At 67.9% G+C, this 15,605-nt stretch carries 13 protein-coding genes; 7 read left to right on the plus strand and 6 right to left on the minus strand.

Annotated elements, in window-relative coordinates:
- Window positions 1-4: 4 nt before the first annotated feature.
- The 4 genes from ACIIOY_RS11750 to ACIIOY_RS11765 all read left to right on the plus strand — a co-directional run bounded on the left by ACIIOY_RS11750 (window position 5) and on the right by ACIIOY_RS11765 (window position 3,168).
- Window positions 5-235 (plus strand): hypervirulence associated TUDOR domain-containing protein, encoded by a 231-nt coding sequence (locus tag ACIIOY_RS11750; protein ID WP_411034855.1) that lies wholly within the window; start codon window positions 5-7, stop codon window positions 233-235.
- 139 nt (window positions 236-374) lie between these two features.
- On the plus strand, window positions 375-734 hold the full coding sequence (locus ACIIOY_RS11755) for a hypothetical protein (RefSeq protein ID WP_411034856.1): 360 nt from the start codon (window positions 375-377) through the stop codon (window positions 732-734).
- A 243-nt stretch (window positions 735-977) separates the two neighbouring features.
- On the plus strand, window positions 978-1,508 hold the full coding sequence (locus ACIIOY_RS11760) for a YcnI family copper-binding membrane protein (protein ID WP_411034857.1): 531 nt from the start codon (window positions 978-980) through the stop codon (window positions 1,506-1,508).
- A 55-nt stretch (window positions 1,509-1,563) separates the two neighbouring features.
- A complete protein-coding gene (locus ACIIOY_RS11765) occupies window positions 1,564-3,168 on the plus strand; it encodes a copper resistance CopC/CopD family protein (RefSeq protein ID WP_411034858.1) in 1,605 nt (534 codons plus the stop codon).
- A gap of 51 nt (window positions 3,169-3,219) precedes the next feature.
- On the opposite strand, the gene ACIIOY_RS11770 is transcribed toward ACIIOY_RS11765, so the two are convergent.
- The gene (locus ACIIOY_RS11770) at window positions 3,220-5,964 is read right to left on the minus strand and encodes an HAD-IC family P-type ATPase (RefSeq protein ID WP_411034859.1); all 2,745 of its coding nucleotides are present in this window, start codon (window positions 5,962-5,964) and stop codon (window positions 3,220-3,222) included.
- 188 nt (window positions 5,965-6,152) lie between these two features.
- Between ACIIOY_RS11770 and ACIIOY_RS11775 the strand changes: the two genes are divergently transcribed.
- Window positions 6,153-8,525: a phosphoketolase family protein gene (locus ACIIOY_RS11775; protein ID WP_502226621.1), complete on the plus strand. Its 2,373-nt coding sequence runs from the start codon at window positions 6,153-6,155 to the stop codon at window positions 8,523-8,525.
- Between the two features lie 19 nt (window positions 8,526-8,544).
- On the opposite strand, the gene ACIIOY_RS11780 is transcribed toward ACIIOY_RS11775, so the two are convergent.
- The 5 genes from ACIIOY_RS11780 to ACIIOY_RS11800 all read right to left on the minus strand — a co-directional run bounded on the left by ACIIOY_RS11780 (window position 8,545) and on the right by ACIIOY_RS11800 (window position 13,675).
- Window positions 8,545-9,663 (minus strand): acetate/propionate family kinase, encoded by a 1,119-nt coding sequence (locus tag ACIIOY_RS11780; protein WP_411034861.1) that lies wholly within the window; start codon window positions 9,661-9,663, stop codon window positions 8,545-8,547.
- The gene (locus tag ACIIOY_RS11785; protein WP_411034862.1) at window positions 9,660-10,589 is read right to left on the minus strand and encodes a bifunctional enoyl-CoA hydratase/phosphate acetyltransferase; all 930 of its coding nucleotides are present in this window, start codon (window positions 10,587-10,589) and stop codon (window positions 9,660-9,662) included. Before ACIIOY_RS11785 ends, ACIIOY_RS11780 begins: the two co-directional genes overlap by 4 nt.
- Window positions 10,590-10,753: 164 nt before the next feature.
- A complete protein-coding gene (gene otnC / locus ACIIOY_RS11790) occupies window positions 10,754-11,401 on the minus strand; it encodes a 3-oxo-tetronate 4-phosphate decarboxylase (protein ID WP_411034863.1) in 648 nt (215 codons plus the stop codon).
- A complete protein-coding gene (gene otnK / locus ACIIOY_RS11795; RefSeq protein WP_411034864.1) occupies window positions 11,398-12,654 on the minus strand; it encodes a 3-oxo-tetronate kinase in 1,257 nt (418 codons plus the stop codon). The genes otnC and otnK overlap by 4 nt, the downstream gene beginning before the upstream one ends.
- Window positions 12,655-12,673: 19 nt before the next feature.
- Window positions 12,674-13,675 carry a LacI family DNA-binding transcriptional regulator gene (locus ACIIOY_RS11800; protein WP_411034865.1) on the minus strand — a complete coding sequence of 334 codons (1,002 nt, stop codon included), beginning with the start codon at window positions 13,673-13,675 and terminating at the stop codon, window positions 12,674-12,676.
- 140 nt (window positions 13,676-13,815) lie between these two features.
- On the opposite strand from ACIIOY_RS11800, the gene ltnD reads away from it, so the two are divergent.
- Window positions 13,816-14,739: an L-threonate dehydrogenase gene (ltnD, locus tag ACIIOY_RS11805; RefSeq protein ID WP_411034866.1), complete on the plus strand. Its 924-nt coding sequence runs from the start codon at window positions 13,816-13,818 to the stop codon at window positions 14,737-14,739.
- Between the two features lie 2 nt (window positions 14,740-14,741).
- Window positions 14,742-15,560 carry a 2-oxo-tetronate isomerase gene (gene otnI / locus ACIIOY_RS11810; protein WP_411034867.1) on the plus strand — a complete coding sequence of 273 codons (819 nt, stop codon included), beginning with the start codon at window positions 14,742-14,744 and terminating at the stop codon, window positions 15,558-15,560.
- The last annotated feature ends 45 nt before the right edge of the window (window positions 15,561-15,605 follow it).

The following is a 15,605-nucleotide window of genomic DNA, read 5'->3' on the forward strand; positions in this document are numbered from 1 at the left end:
AAGGATGCCCAAGAGGTTCAAGATCGGCGATCACGTGACCTGGAACTCCGAGGCCGGCCGGGTGTCGGGCACCATCATCGCCGTGCACACCAGCGATTTCGACTACAAGGGCCATAGGCGTCGCGCCTCGCAGGACGATCCCCAATACGAGATCAAGAGCGACAAGACCGATCACGTGGCGGCCCACAAGGGCTCCGCCCTCGATTATGCGCGAGGGCGCAAACCGGCAGGATGATCCCGCAAGGCCCTGGCCGTCACCCGGTGCGATGCGACAATTAGGCAGGACGCAAGGACTGTTCACTTCGCAGCATGATTGATAAGTCTTGCTGCGAGAGGGTTCGATGAAGAAGCGATTGCAACACGGCAGAATCGGCATGGCGGCGTTCGCCCTCGCCATCCTCTTGGCGTTGCAAAGCCTTCTCGGCTCCTTCGCCATGGCGGCCGGCACAGGCACGCCGATGGTCGATGCGTTCGGCAATCCGCTCTGCATCGGCGGCATGGAGGGGCACGAGCCCGCCTCCGCGCCGGACAAGGATCATTCGCGGCACCAGGAATGCTGCACGCTCGCTTGCGGCATGGCGCACGGCTTCGCGCCGACGGACAGGGCTGTCGCGATCCTCTTCAATCCGCTTGCCCAGCCGTCGCAGCGGATCCTCGAAGCCCGCTTCGACCAGGTCAGGCCCGCGCTGGACAACCTGCCGGGCAATCCGCGCGCACCGCCCTTCGCCGCCTGATCGCCGGGCCTGCGCCCGTTTCGGTTTCGCATGACATGGTGGGCCCCGCTGCGATGCGTTCGCAGGGGCGGGCAAGGGGAGTGCGCCGAGCGCCCTTCCGGCGGAACGCGCGACCCCGCGCCGCCGCCTTGCCTTCCCGCCGTCAGGCATGCCTTCGACCGCCTGGTCCGCGATCCCCCCTTGGAAATCCACTGCATCACCCAATCCGTGCCGGCGGATGACCGGCTTCATCGGAGAACGACAATGTTGAAAAGAACCCTCACCGCGCTCGCCGCTCTGGCGCTCGGCGCCGGGACCGCCTTCGCCCATGTTTCCCTTCAGGTGAAGGAGACGCCGGTCGGCGCGTCGTACCGGGCGGTCTTCCAGGTGCCGCACGGCTGCGAAGGAAAGCCCACGAACGTGGTGCGCGTGCAGATCCCCGAAGGCGTCATCGCGGTAAAGCCGCAGCCGAAGGCCGGCTGGACACTCGAGAAGGTCAAGGGCGCCTATGCGAAATCCTACGACTATTACGGCACGCCGACGAGCGAAGGCGTCAAGCAAATCATCTGGAGCGGCGGCAGCCTCGGCGACGACGAATACGATGAATTCGTTCTGCGGGTCTATCTGACGAAAGACCTGGAGGCGGGCGGCACGCTCTATTTCCCGGTCGTCCAGGAGTGCCCGGACGGACTTGCCGAGCGCTGGATCGAGCTTCCCGCGGAAGGACAGTCGGCGGACGACCTCGAAATGCCGGCGCCAGGCGTCAAGCTGCTCGAAGCTGCCGGCGGGCACTGATCCCGCAAAGGCCGGCGCCTTTCGGCGCCGGCCCAGTCGAACTCGGAGGTTGCTCGTGCGAAACCGCAGTCTTGGCCGGTCCGGTGTCCTGGCTCTCCTGGCAGGCGTCCTGTGGTGCTGTCTTGCCGTGGCGGCGATGGCGCATGCCTCGCTGACGGCGGCCGATCCGCCGGACGGCGCGGTGAGCGAAACGGCCCCGAAGACCCTGTCGCTGTCCTTCAGCGAACCGGTCTCGCCGCTCGTGCTGAAGCTCGTCCTGCCGGACGGGCGGGCGATACCGCTTGAAGAATTCGTCCTTCGCGACCGGACGTTGGACATCACGCCTCCCGGTGGCCTCGGTGACGGCACCTATGTGCTGACCTGGCGCGTCGTATCCGAAGACGGCCACCCCGTCGCGGGGTCGACCGTCTTCTCGATCGGCGCGCCCGGTGCATCGCCTCCGGTTGCCGGCGAAGCTGTCGACTGGCCGGTGAGGACCGCGATCTGGCTGTCCAAGGTCGCTCTCTATGCCGGCCTGTTCTTCGGCATCGGCGGCGTGTTCGCCATGCATTGGCTGATTCCGGGCGGAGACGGCGGGCGGCGGGCGATTTCCGCCGCACTCGTGACCGGCCTCCTCGCGACGACCGTTTCGGCGGGCCTGCAAGGCCTCGATGCGCTTGGCCTGCCGCTTGCGCGGCTGCTCGATCCGCCTGTCTGGGCGGCCGGGTTGAAGACGAGCTTCGGCGCGACCGTGGTGGTGCTGGCGGGGGCCTTTCTCCTGGCCATGGCCGCCGTCAGGCCGAATGCCCGCCCGACGGGACGCGCCGCTGCCGCGGCGGCGTTGGTCACGGGCAGTCTCGCATTGGCCCTGAGCGGTCACGCAAGCGCGGCCGCTCCGCAATGGCTGACGCGCCCGGCCGTCTTTCTCCATGCGCTGACCATTGCCATCTGGATCGGCGCCCTGCTTCCGCTCGCCTTTGCGCTGCGCAGCGAGGCGGAATCCGGCCGCGAAGCGCTCGGCCGCTTTTCCCGGATCATTCCCCTCGGCGTCGCTGTCCTCGTCGCGGCGGGAACGGTGCTTGCCGTCGTTCAGGTGCGCGAGCCGTCCGCCCTGTTTTCCACCGACTACGGCAACGTGCTCCTGGCGAAGCTCGCGCTCCTGCTCGTCCTGTTCGGCCTCGTGGCCGTCAACCGGTGGCTCCTGACCAGGCCCGCCGAGAACGGCGAGGCGGGGGCGGCAAAGCGCCTTGTCCGCGCGATCGCGGTGGAAACCCTGATCGTGCTTGCCGTATTCGCCGTCGCCGCCGTTTGGCGCTTCACCCCGCCGCCGCGGGCGCTCGCGACCGTTGCCGTTCAGCCCGCCTCGATGCACATCCATTCCGACAAGGCGATGGCCGAGGTCACGATCAGCCCCGGACGGGCTGGTCCCGTCGAGGTGTCCGCCGTCATCCTTTCCCCTGATTTCGCGCCCTTGGCACCCCAGGAAGTCGTGTTCGTCTTCTCCAATCCGAAGGCGGGCATCGAGCCGATGCGCCGGAAAGCGGCACGGCACGACGACGGCACCTGGCGCGCTGGCGGGCTCGTCCTTCCCCTGGCCGGGCAATGGACGTTGCGCATCGACGTCCTGATCAGCGATTTCGAGCTGGTGCGCCTGCAGGATACCGTGGAGGTAAGGCCATGACGGGGATTACGGCATCACCAGGCCGCCGGGAAGGAGCCTCGCCATCGGGATTCACCGGGCGGCATATCCCGCATCGCGGGCGAATGCCGGGAACCACCCGGGAGACAGCTTCCGCATCAGGGCCTTCTCCAGTTCGAGGACCGTCATGGCCGCGACGCCGATCAGGATGATCAGCAGTCCGTCCGCGAAGGCCACCGGTGCGCTGCCGAAGAGGTCGTGCATGGGCGGCGCGAAGGTGAAGAGGAGCTGCGCGGCGGCGACGATGGCGATCGCCGCGAGGACGGCCGGCGTGCCCATCGCCCCGACCAGGCTGAACGACGTGCGGTGCAGGTAGCGCACGTTGAAAAGGTAGAAGATCTCCATCACCACCAGCGTGTTGACGACCATCGTGCGGGCTCCCTCCTGCGAGTAGCCGCGGTAGAGCGCATATTCGAAGATGCCGAAGACGCCGAGCATGAAGAGGAAGGAGACGAAGACGATCCGCCAGACGAGGAAGCGTGAGAGGATCGGTGCATCGCGCCGGCGCGGCGGGCGGCGCATGACGTCCGGTTCGGACGGCTCGAACGCGAGCACAAGGCCGAGCGTGACGGTGAGGATCAGGTTGATCCAGAGGATCTGCACCGGCGTCATCGGCAGCGCCAGCCCGAGCAGGATCGCGAGGATCACGCAAAGCACCTCGCCGCCATTGGTGGGCAGCGTCCAGCCGATCACCTTGCGGATATTGTCGTAGACCGTGCGGCCCTCGTGCACGGCGGCGACGATCGAGGCGAAATTGTCGTCGAGCAGCACCATCTGCGCGGCCTCCTTGGCCGCCTCCGTGCCCTTGCGCCCCATTGCGACACCGACATCCGCCTGCTTGACCGCCGGCGCGTCGTTGACGCCGTCGCCGGTCATGGCGACGATGTGCCCGTTCGCCTGAAGGGCGCGTACGATGCGCAGCTTGTGCTCCGGCGTGGCGCGGGCGAAGACGCTGACCTCCTCGACGATGCTGCGCAACTCGTCTTCCGCCATGCTGTCGAGCGCGCTGCCTTCGAGCGCCTTGGGGTCTTCGGCGATGGCGAGCTTGCGGGCGATCGCCACGGCCGTGCCGTTGTGGTCGCCGGTGATCATCTTGACCGCGATGCCGGCCGAGCGGCACTCGGCTACGGCCGCAATCGCCTCCTCGCGCGGCGGGTCGATGAAGCCGGTGATGCCGAGGAAGGTAAGGCCCGTCTCGACCAGATCGAAGGTCAGCCTTTGGACATCCGTTCCGACGGTCCTCACCGCGAAGCCGAGCACGCGCTCGCCCTCGGCCGCCGCCGCGTCGATGCGCTCGCGCCAGTAGGACTGGTCGATGGGGCCCGGCGCGCTTTCGCCCGCCTGGTTCGTGCACATGGCGAGAACCCGCTCGGGTGCGCCCTTGACGAAGATGCGGCGCGTGCCGTCCGGGTCGTCGTGCAGCGTCGCCATGAAACGGTGCTGGGCGTCGAACGGAATCTCGTCCAGCCGGCCCCAGATCTCGCGCTCGGTCTCCGGATGAAGCCCGGCCTTCGCCGCCAGCGTGACGAGCGCGCCTTCCATGGGATCGCCCAGCACCGCCCATTGCCCGTCGCGCTCGACGAGCCGGGCGTCGTTGCAAAGGAGGGCGGCCTTGACGAGCGTGTCGCGAACCCGGTCCGGCACAGCCGCGCCGCCGTCAGCGTCCGCGAGCCTGCCTTCCGGCGCGTATCCGGAGCCGGCAAGCTCGCTCACGCCACCGGCCGTGACCACATGGCGCACGGTCATCTCGTTCTTCGTCAGCGTGCCCGTCTTGTCGGAGCAGATCACCGAGGTCGCGCCGAGCGTCTCGACGGCCGGCAGCCGGCGCACGACGGCATTGCGCGCCGCCATGCGGCGCACGCCGATCGCCAGCGTGATCGTGATGACGGCCGGCAGGCCTTCCGGCACGACGCCCACGGCGAGCGCGACGACCACCATCAGGGCGTCGAGCCAGTCGTAGCCCCGCGCCAGGATGGCGAAGACGAAAAGGACCGCGGCCGTGCCGATGGCAAACCAGGTGAAGAGCCGGCCGAATTCGTTGATCTGGCGCAGGAGCGGCGTGGTGAGCGTCTGGACGTTGCCGATGAGGTTCGCGATCCGGCCGATCTCGGTGCGGCTGCCTGTCGCCACCACGACGCCGTGCCCCTGGCCGGTGGTGATCAGCGTGCCGGAATGGAGGATCGGCAACCGGTCGCCGAGCGCCGTGCCGGCGGGAACGGCCTCCTCGCGCTTTTCGGCGGGCACGGATTCGCCGGTCAGGATCGCCTCGTCCGCGGTGAGCCCGCGCGCCCGCAGCAGCCGGATGTCGGCCGGCACCTTGTCGCCCGCTTCCAGAACGACGATGTCGCCCGGGACGATTTCCCGCGCATCGACGGTATGCCGCTCGCCCTCGCGCACGACGACGGTGTGAGGCGCGATCATGTCGCGGATCGCGTCGAGCGCGCGCTCCGCCTTGCCCTCCTGGATGAAGCCGACGACGGCATTGACCACGACGACGATGACGATGACGACGCCGTCGACGATATGGCCGAGCACCATCGCGGCGAGGGCTGCCGACAGCAGGAAATAGATGAGCGCGTTGTTGAACTGCGCGAGGAACCGCAGAACCGGATGCGTGCGGGCCGCGGCCGGCAACCGGTTCGGCCCATGGCGGTCGAGCCGGCGGGCGACCTCCTCGTGGGCGAGCCCGTCGAGGCTCGTTCCCAGCGCCGCGCAGGTTTCCTCCTTCGTTTGCGCGTGCCAGGGATAAGGGCCGGATGTGCTCTCGACTGCACTCATGCTGTTCTCCTTCGCCGCGGCAGGCCGTCTGTTCCACCAACTGGCCCGCACCCTACATTGCACTCCGTGCCCGGCCTTGATGCAGGTCAATTTTTCGACCGGGTAACCGCTTACACTGGAGGCAAGGCGCCCAGCGGAGCAGGCGGATACGACAGTACGTTAAAGCCTCCGATGACGGGAAGGAGAGGATAATGACGAACGACCGGGCAATCACCGACGAGGAACTTGTGCTGATCGACCGCTACTGGCGGGCGGCCAACTATCTTTCCGTCGGGCAGATCTACCTGATGGACAACCCGCTGCTCCGGCAGCCTCTGAAGGCCGAGCACGTCAAGCCGCGCCTTCTCGGCCACTGGGGCACGACGCCTGGCCTCAACTTCATCTATGTCCATCTCAACCGCATCATCAGGGCGCGCGACGCCAATGTCCTCTATATCTGCGGGCCTGGCCATGGCGGACCCGGCATGGTCGCCAATACCTACCTGGAGGGCACCTATACGGAAATCTACCCGGAGATCGGCATGGACGAGGCCGGGATGAAGAAGCTCTTCCGGCAGTTCTCCTTTCCCGGCGGCATCCCGAGCCATGCGGCGCCGGAAACGCCCGGCTCGATCCACGAGGGCGGCGAGCTCGGCTATGCCCTGGTGCATGCCTATGGCGCGGCCTTCGACAATCCGGACCTCGTGGTGGCCTGCGTCGTGGGCGACGGCGAGGCGGAGACCGGCCCGCTCGCCGCCGCCTGGCATTCCAACAAGTTCCTGAGTCCCGTGCGCGACGGCACGGTGCTGCCGATCCTGCACCTCAACGGCTACAAGATCGCCAATCCGACCGTGCTCGCACGCCTGCCGGACGAGGAGCTTTCCCATCTCTTCGCCGGCTACGGCTACGATCCGATCTTCGTGGAGGGAAAGGAACCGCGGGCGATGCACCGGGACATGGCAGCCGCGTTCGACGCCGCCTTCGACCGCATCGCGGCCATCCGCGCCGCGGCGAAGGACGATCCGGCCCGCCGGCCGCGCTGGCCGATGATCGTGCTGCGCAGCCCCAAGGGCTGGACGGGGCCGAAGGAGGTGGACGGAAAGGTGGTGGAGAACCACTGGCGCTCGCATCAGGTGCCCGTCTCCGAATGCCGCTCGAACGCCGCCCACCGCGACATCCTGGAAGCGTGGATGCGCAGCTACGAGCCGGACGACCTCTTCGATGCGGGCGGCCGCCTCAAGGCGGAACTGGCGGCATTGGCGCCGGAGGGCGCCCGCCGGATGGGGGCCAATCCGCATGCCAATGGCGGGCTCCTGCGCAAGGAACTGCGCATGCCGGACATCGGCGCGTATATGGTTGCCGTGGAAGCGCCGGGCGCCGCCGAGGCACAGGCGACGAAGGTGCTGGGCGATTACCTGCGCGACGTGATCCGCCTGAATGCGGCGGAGGGCAACTTCCGCGTCTTCGGGCCGGACGAGACGGCCTCGAACCGGCTCGGCAGCGTCTTTGAGGCGACGGACCGGGTCTGGATGGCCGAAACGCTGCCGACGGACGACCACCTCGCCCCGGAAGGCCGCGTCATGGAGGTCTTGAGCGAGCATCTCTGCCAGGGCTGGCTGGAGGGCTACCTTCTCACAGGCCGCCACGGCTTCTTCTCCTGCTACGAGGCCTTCATCCACATCGTCGATTCGATGTTCAACCAGCATGCCAAGTGGCTGAAGGTCGCGCGCGAGCTTGCCTGGCGAAAGCCGATCTCCTCGCTCAACTACCTGCTGACCTCCCACGTGTGGCGGCAGGACCACAACGGCTTTTCGCATCAGGATCCGGGCTTCATCGACCTCGTCGCCAACAAGGGCGCGGACATCGTGCGCGTCTATCTTCCGCCGGACGCAAATACGCTGCTTTGGGTTGGGGACCATTGCCTGAAGACGTGGAACCGCATCAACGTCATCGTGGCCGGCAAGCAGCCGGCGCCGCAATGGCTGGCGCCGGAGGAGGCGGTGCGCCATTGCGAGGCCGGCCTCGGCATCTGGGACTGGGCGGGCACGGAGGAGGGATTCGACCCCGATGTGGTGATGGCCTGCGCCGGCGACGTGCCGACCATGGAAGCGCTCGCCGCTGTCGACCTTCTGCGCGAGGCGCTACCGCACCTGCGCATCCGCGTCGTCAACGTGGTGGACCTGATGACGCTGCAATCGCCGCAACACCATCCGCATGGCATCTCGGACGAGGCCTTCGACCGGATATTCACCCGCGACCGCCCGGTGATCTTCGCCTTCCACGGCTATCCCGCCATCATCCACCGCCTGGTCTACAAGCGGACCAATCATCCGAATTTCCACGTTCACGGCTTCATGGAGGAGGGAACGACGACCACGCCGTTCGATATGGCGGTGATGAACGGACTCGACCGCTATCACCTCGCCATCGCGGCGATCGAGAGGCTGCCGGCGCTCGGGGAAAGGGCCGCGGCCCTCGTCTCGGCGCTGAACCGGAAGCTCGACGCGCATCATGCATTCGTCCGCGAGCACGGCGAGGACATGCCCGAGATCCGCGAATGGAAGTGGCGCGCATCACGCTAGGGCGCGCGCCGTTCGGCGGTCAGGTTTCCCGCGCGCGCCTCTCGACGAGCGCCTTGCCGTGGATCGCCATCATGCGCTCCTCGTTGGTGGGGATGACGAGGGTGCGGAACGGCTGCAGGAAGGAAAGCCGCGCCAGGATGGCGTCGCGCACCGGCGGGGCGTTCTCGCCGATGCCGGCGGTGAAGACGAACCCGTCGAGGCCGCCCATGGAGACCGCCATCATCGCGGCGTGTTGCGCGACCTTGAGCGCGAAGTAGTCGAGGGCGAACGCGGCGCGCGGATCGCTGCTCTCGATGAGGGTCTTCACGTCATTGCTGAGGCCGGAGAGCCCCTTGAGGCCGGATTGCTCGTAGAGCGTCCGTTCGACCTCGCCGACGCTGAGGCCGAGGTCGCGCAGCATGTAGGTGACGACGCCGGGATCGATCGCGCCGGTGCGGCTGCCCATGGGCAGGCCGTCGAGCGCCGTCATGCCCATCGTCGTGTCGACGCTCCTGCCGTTCGACATCGCGCAGAGGCTTGCGCCGTTGCCGAGATGGCCGACGACCACCCTGCCTTCCGCGAGGTCCGGATGCTCCTGCGCAAGCACGCGGGAGATCCACTCGTAGGAAATGCCGTGGAAACCGTACCGCCGGATGCCCTTGTCGCGCAGCGCCTTCTCCACGGGGATGGCCTGGAAGAGCGGATCGTGCCCGGCATGGAACGCGGTGTCGAAACACGCGATGTCCGGCGCGTCGGCCAGCCTGTCCGAGGCGGCGATGCCTGCAAGGTTGTAGGGCTGGTGAAGCGGAGCCAGCGGTATCAGCGCCTGGAGCTTGATGAGGATTGCCGGCGTGACGAAGACGGGTTCGACGAAGTCGACCCCGCCGTGCACGATGCGGTGCACCGTCGCGACCGTGCGCCAGCCGTCGTCGAAACGGTCGATCAGGTCGATGACGGCGCCCATGGCCGTATCATGGTCATGGGCGGAGAGCGGGCGGTCGATGGTGGCGCCGGTCTCCTCGATCGTCGCGCTGAGGCGGGCCTCCGTGCCGATGCCGGTGACCTTGCCCTTGGCGAGCTTGTCGAGCCGGTCGTAGCCGAACACCTCGAATTTCAGGCTGGACGAGCCGGTGTTGAGGACGAGCAGAACGTCGATCATTTGAGGCGGCCCTTTGCGCGCGCGTCGGCCAGGAGGACGGCGAGCGCCGCGGAGAGCAGGCGTGCGCGCTCGTTGTCGGCGCGGCTCGTCAGGATGACGGGCACGCGGGCGCCGAGCACGATGCCGGCGGCTTCCGCGCCGCCAAGGAAGGTCAGCTGCTTGGCCAGCATGTTGCCGGCCTCGATGTCGGGGACGACGAGGATGTCGGCATCGCCCGCGACCTGCGAGACGATGCCTTTCTCGCGCGCCGCTTCCACGTTGATGGCGTTGTCGAAGGCGAGCGGCCCGTCGATCAGGCAATCGGTGATCTGCCTGCGGTCGGCCATCTTGCAGAGCGCCGCCGCGTCGAGGGTTGCCTGCATCTTGGGATTGACGGTCTCGACGGCGGCGAGAACGGCGACCTTGGCAGGCCGTTCGTCACCGAAGACGACCCGCCAGAGATCGACCGCGTTCTGCACGATGTCCGCCTTGACGAGCAGTTCCGGCAGGATATTGACGGCCGCGTCGGTAATGATGAAAGGTTTCGGGTAGCTGCCGATGCTCATCAGGTAGCAGTGCGAGATCCTCCGCTCCGTCCGCAGGCCCGAATCGGCCCTCACGATCGCGCCGAGCAGTTCGTCCGTGTGCAGCGATCCCTTCATGATGGCGCCCACATGGTGGCTCGCCGCCAGTTCCGCCGCCTTGGCCGCCGCGGCGTGGCTGTGCTCCGTATCGACGATCTCCCAGCCGGCAATGTCGACCGACGCTTCCTTCGCCGCCGCCGTTATCCGCGCCGCCGGCCCGACGAGCACCGGCACGATCAGCCTTTCCCGCGCCGCCTCCTCGGCGGCCTCGATGACGTTCGGCTTGACCGGGTGCACGATCGCGGTGCGCGTCGGCGGGAGGGTGCGGCAGAGATCGAGGATCACATCTGTCTGTCGGCTCATACTTTCAGCTCCAGGCGTTGTGCAAATCGTGCCGCGGCGAACAATGACTTAACGCAGCGGCACACGGCAATCCAGCCTCGTCCGCACCTTGTTTCGGTAAGAGGTCCGCACCGCCAACGTGCGATGAAGGCCACAAGCGTTTGAAGACGGCTTGGCCGACGCCGTCAGGCGTGCTTGCTTTCGATGGCCGTCCTCTGTTCCGCGGTCAGCGGCCGGAGGGCGGAGCCGCGCAGCAGGAGGAAGAGCTTGGCCGTCTCCTCCAGTTCCTCGATCGCGTATTGCGCGTCCGCCAGCGTCCTGCCGGCGACGACCGGGCCGTGGTTGGCGAGAAGCACGGCGTGGCTCTTCTCGGCCCTTGCCGCAACGGCCTGCGCCAGCGCCGTGTCGCCGGGCGGGAAATAGGGCACCAGCGGCAGCCTGCCGACCCGCATGACGTAATAGGCGGTGAGCGGCGGCAGGACATCCTCCGGATCGACGTCGGCAAGGATGCTGACGGCGACGCAATGGGTGGAATGCAGGTGCACGACCGCGGCGCTCTGCGGCCGCCTGCAATACATGCATTGGTGCAGGAAGGCCTCCTTGGTCGGCTTGTCGCCGCCCGTATGCACGCCTTCCGCCGAAAAGCGCGAGAGCCGCGCCGGATCGAGCGCGCCGAGCGAGGCGTTGGTCGGCGTCATCAACGTCTCGCCGGTCGAAAGCCGCACGCTGATATTGCCGGTCGAGCCGAAGGTGAGGCCGCGCTCGAAGAGCGACTTGCCGACCGCCGCGATCGCGTCGCGCGTCCTGGTTTCCTCGGAGAGAATGGCGGTCATTGCAGCAGCTCCCATGCCTTGAGGAAGAAATCGTCCGTGCCGAAATTGCCGGATTTCAAGGCCAGCGCCAGCGGCGGCTCGCTGCCGAGGCTGACGGTCCAGGGCACGCCGGGATCGATTTCCGGTCCGATCGCGAGCGCTGCCGGGCCGAGCGCATTCACCACCGCGCCGGAGGTCTCGCCGCCGGCGACGACGAAGCGGCGGAAGCCGGCGGCCCTGAGTCTCACCGCGACGCCCGCCAGAAGATGCTCGACCAGTTCGCCCGCCCGCTTACGGCCGAGGGCGGACTGGGCCCTGGCGACCTCCGCCGGATCGTTGCTCGAATAGACGAGGGGCGTCGCGTGGCCGCTCTCGACGGCCCAGCGCGCCGCCGCTTCCGCCGTCATCCGACCGTCGGCGATGTCTTGCGGGTCGATCTTCAGGGCGGGAACGCCGGCGCCCCGCGCCGCCGCGATCTGGCGGCGGGTGGCGGCGGAGCAGGAGCCGGCGATGATCGCCGCGCGGCCTGCCGGTGCGGGAAAGGGGAGCGCGTTTGCCTTTCCTTCCTCGAAGCCGAAATTGGCGGGCAGGCCGATCGCGACGCCCGAGCCGCCGGTGACGAGCTTCAGGCCCGCCGCAGCCTTTCCGATGGTCCTGAGCTGGTCGTCCGTGACGGCGTCGACGACCAGCATGCGCAGGCCTTCGCCCGCGGCCTTGTCGAAGGCGGCCCGGATTGCTTCGGCGCCCTTCTCCACCGTCCCGTAGCCGACGAGTCCGACCGGCAGCGCCGTCTGCTTCTGCAAGACGCGCACCAGGTTGGCGTCGCGCATCGGCGTCAGCGGATGGTCCTTCATCGAGCTGTCGGAGAGCAGCTGGTCGCCGACGAAGAGGTGGCCGCGATAGACCGTGCGGCCGTTGGCCGGGAAGGCGGGGCAGGCGATCGTCAGCGCGGCGCCGGCAAGGCCGAGCAGCGCCTCGGCGACAGGGCCTATATTGCCGTCGTCGGTCGAATCGAAGGTCGAGCAATATTTGAAGAAGAGCTGCCGTGCCCCCGCGTCGATGAGCCGGCGGGCTGCCGCGAGCGACAGGTCGACGGCTTCCGCCCTGGGAATCGTGCGCGACTTGAGCGCGACGACGAGCGCATCCGCCGCGGCGAAATCGAAGGCGGCATCCGGCACGCCGATCACCTGCACCACGCGCATGCCGCCGCGCGCCAGCATGAGGCAGAGGTCGGTCGCCCCCGTCAGGTCGTCGGCAATGGCGCCTATGAACATTTCGTCCTCCTCGCGTCGTTCAGGCGGTCGCGCCCTCGATGATTTCGTATCCCGTATCCACGACCTCGGGTTCGGCCGGCCGCTTCGGCTCGGCGATGATGCGCTCGGCGGCGATGCGGCCGATCTCGAAGCGGTTGGAACGGACGGTCGACAGCGGCATGGGGATCGCCTGGCCGATGTCGAGCCCGTTGAAGCCGAAGAGCGCGAGCTCTTCCTTCACGGCGATGCCGGCCGCAAGGCAATGGAAATAGCCGCCCACCGCCATGTCGTCGTTGACGAAGACGGCGACGTCGATATCGGCGGCCTGCGCGAGCAGCTTCGCCAGCATCTCCGTTCCGGCCCTCGCCGAGCTCGGGCCGTCCACGTGCACCTCGGCGGCAAGCGACAGGCCCGCATCGGCAAGCGCCGCGACGAGTCCCTCATAGCGGAACCGGGCGCGCCGGTCCGCGACCCAGTCGTGGCCGACATAGCCGAAACGGCGATAGCCGCGGGAGACCAGATATTTCCCGCTGTCATAGCCTGCCTGCCGGTGGGAAAATCCGACGACGAGGTCGACGGGATCGCCGTCCGTGTCCATCAGCTCGGCGACGCGCACGCCGCTTTCCATGAGCAGCCGGCGCGTGACGTCCGTATGGTCCGAACCGGCGGTGATGAGCGCCATCGGCTGCCAGGCGAGCAGGGAGGAGAGGATCTCCTGCTCCTTCTCCCGGTTGTATTCGCTGACGCCGAGGAGCGGCTGGTAGGCGCTGCCGGCCAGCCCTTCGTAAATGCCGCGCAGCACCTCCGGAAAGACGATGTTGTGCATGGAGGGCAGGATGACGCCGATGAAAAGCGAGGCGGAGGAGGCGAGCGTGCCGGCCGCCCGGTTCGGCACGTAGCCGAGCGTCTCGATCGCGCGGCGCACCCGTATGCGCGTCTCTTCGGCGATCGGCCCCTTGCCCCGGACGACCCGGGAGACGGTGATCTCGCTCACGCCGGCAAGGCGGGCGACATCGGTCAGCGTGGGTTTGATCGGTGGCATGCGCGGTCTTTCAGGGCGGCTGGAACGGGACACAGGCCGGATGACAGCGCTAACATATTTCGCTTGCGCCATTTCCGTCAATGTGTTTGACTTCCTCCATGTTAGCGCTGTCATAAGAACGGCGGAGGGGGAGGACGGGGATGGCCAGAGCGAAATCGGTCGCCGTGATCGGCCTTGGCGCAATGGGCCTCGGCATGGCCCGCTCCCTCCTGCGCGGCGGCTTTTCCGTCTCCGGCTACGATATCGACGCCGATGCGCTCGCCGCGCTGGCGAAGGCCGGCGGCAGGAGCGCGGCAAGCGTTGCCGATGCGGCGCGGGAGGCCGAAATCCTCGTTCTCGTCGTCGTCAATGCGGCGCAGGTGGAAAGCGTGCTGTTCGGCGCGGACGGTGCCGCGGCGGTGCTGAAGCCGAATGCCGTCATCATCGCTTCCCCGACAATGGCGCCGCAGGAGGCGCAGGATTTCGCAAGACGCGCGGGCGAGGCGGGCCTTCTCTATCTCGATGCGCCGATCAGCGGGGGCGCGGCGAAGGCGGAGGCCGGCCGGCTGACGGTCATGGGCTCCGGCCCGCCCGAGGCCTTCGCGGCGGCGGAGCCGGCGCTGGATGCCATGGCCGAGACCGTCTATCGGCTCGGCGACGCCGCCGGCATCGGCTCCTCCTTCAAGATCGTCAACCAGCTTCTGGCGGGCGTGCATATTGCGGTCGCCTGCGAGGCGATCACCTTCGCCAGGAGCCTCGGCCTCGACATTTCCCGCGTTTTCGATGTCATCACCAGGTCGGCCGGCAACAGCTGGATGTTCGAGAACCGCATCCCGCATGTGCTGGCCGGCGACTATAGCCCGATGAGCGCGGTCTCGATCTTCACCAAGGACCTCGGCATCGTCTCGGATCTTGGGCGCCGGCAGAAATTTCCGTTGCCGGTGACGAGCGCCGCCCTGCAGCTTTTCATCATGACGGAGGCGGCGGGCATGGGGCGCGACGACGATTCCTCCGTCGCCCGGCTGCTGGCCGGCATTTCCGGCCTCACGCTGCCGGGCATGGACGGCGGGGCGGAGGAGGGCTGAAGATGCCGCGCTTTGCCGCCAACCTTTCCATGATGTTCGGCGAAGTGCCGTTTCTCGATCGCTTCCAGGCGGCGGCGGATGCCGGCTTCGAGGCCGTCGAATTCCTGTTTCCCTACGACTACCCGCCCGAGGCGGTTGCCGAAGCCCTGCGCGGCGCGGGGCTGCGCCAGGTGCTCTTCAATCTGCCGCCCGGCGACTGGGCGAGGGGCGAGCGGGGGCTTGCGGCCCTGCCGGAACGCGCCTCCGAGTTCCGGCAGTCGGTCGGGATGGCGCTCGACTACGCGCGGGTGCTCGACGCGCCGAACCTGCATATGATGGCGGGCCTTGCCTCGCCTTCCGATCCGGCGGCCGTCTCGGCCTATCTCGATGCCTTGCGCTTTGCCGCCGACGCGGCGGGCAAGGCAGGCCGAACGCTCCTGATAGAGCCTATCAACCGGCGCGACATGCCGGGCTATTTCCTCGACGATTTCGGCCGCGCGGCCGAGTTTGTCGACAGACTCGGCCATCCGTACCTGAAGTTTCAGTTCGACATCTACCATCGGCAGATCCTGCACGGCGACGTGCTCAAGGGCCTTGCGGCGGCGATGCCGGTCATCGGTCATGTCCAGATCGCTTCCGTGCCGGAGCGGCACGAGCCCGGCACCGGCGAGCTCGACGACTTCCGCATCTTCGCCGCGCTCGACGCGCTCGGCTACGAGGGCTGGGTCGGCTGCGAATACCGTCCCGCGGGCGGCACGCCCGACGGTCTCGGCTGGCTGCGGCGCGCTCGCGCCGCCGCTGGAGAGGACGTTGCGCCGCACAATCCCGGGGAGGCGTTTTGATGCGGCGCGGCGACGAAGTTGCCTTGACGCGGCCCGGCTTTGCGG

Origin of the sequence: Shinella agrisoli, assembly GCF_046557955.1 — a bacterium.
Lineage (GTDB): Bacteria > Pseudomonadota > Alphaproteobacteria > Rhizobiales > Rhizobiaceae > Shinella.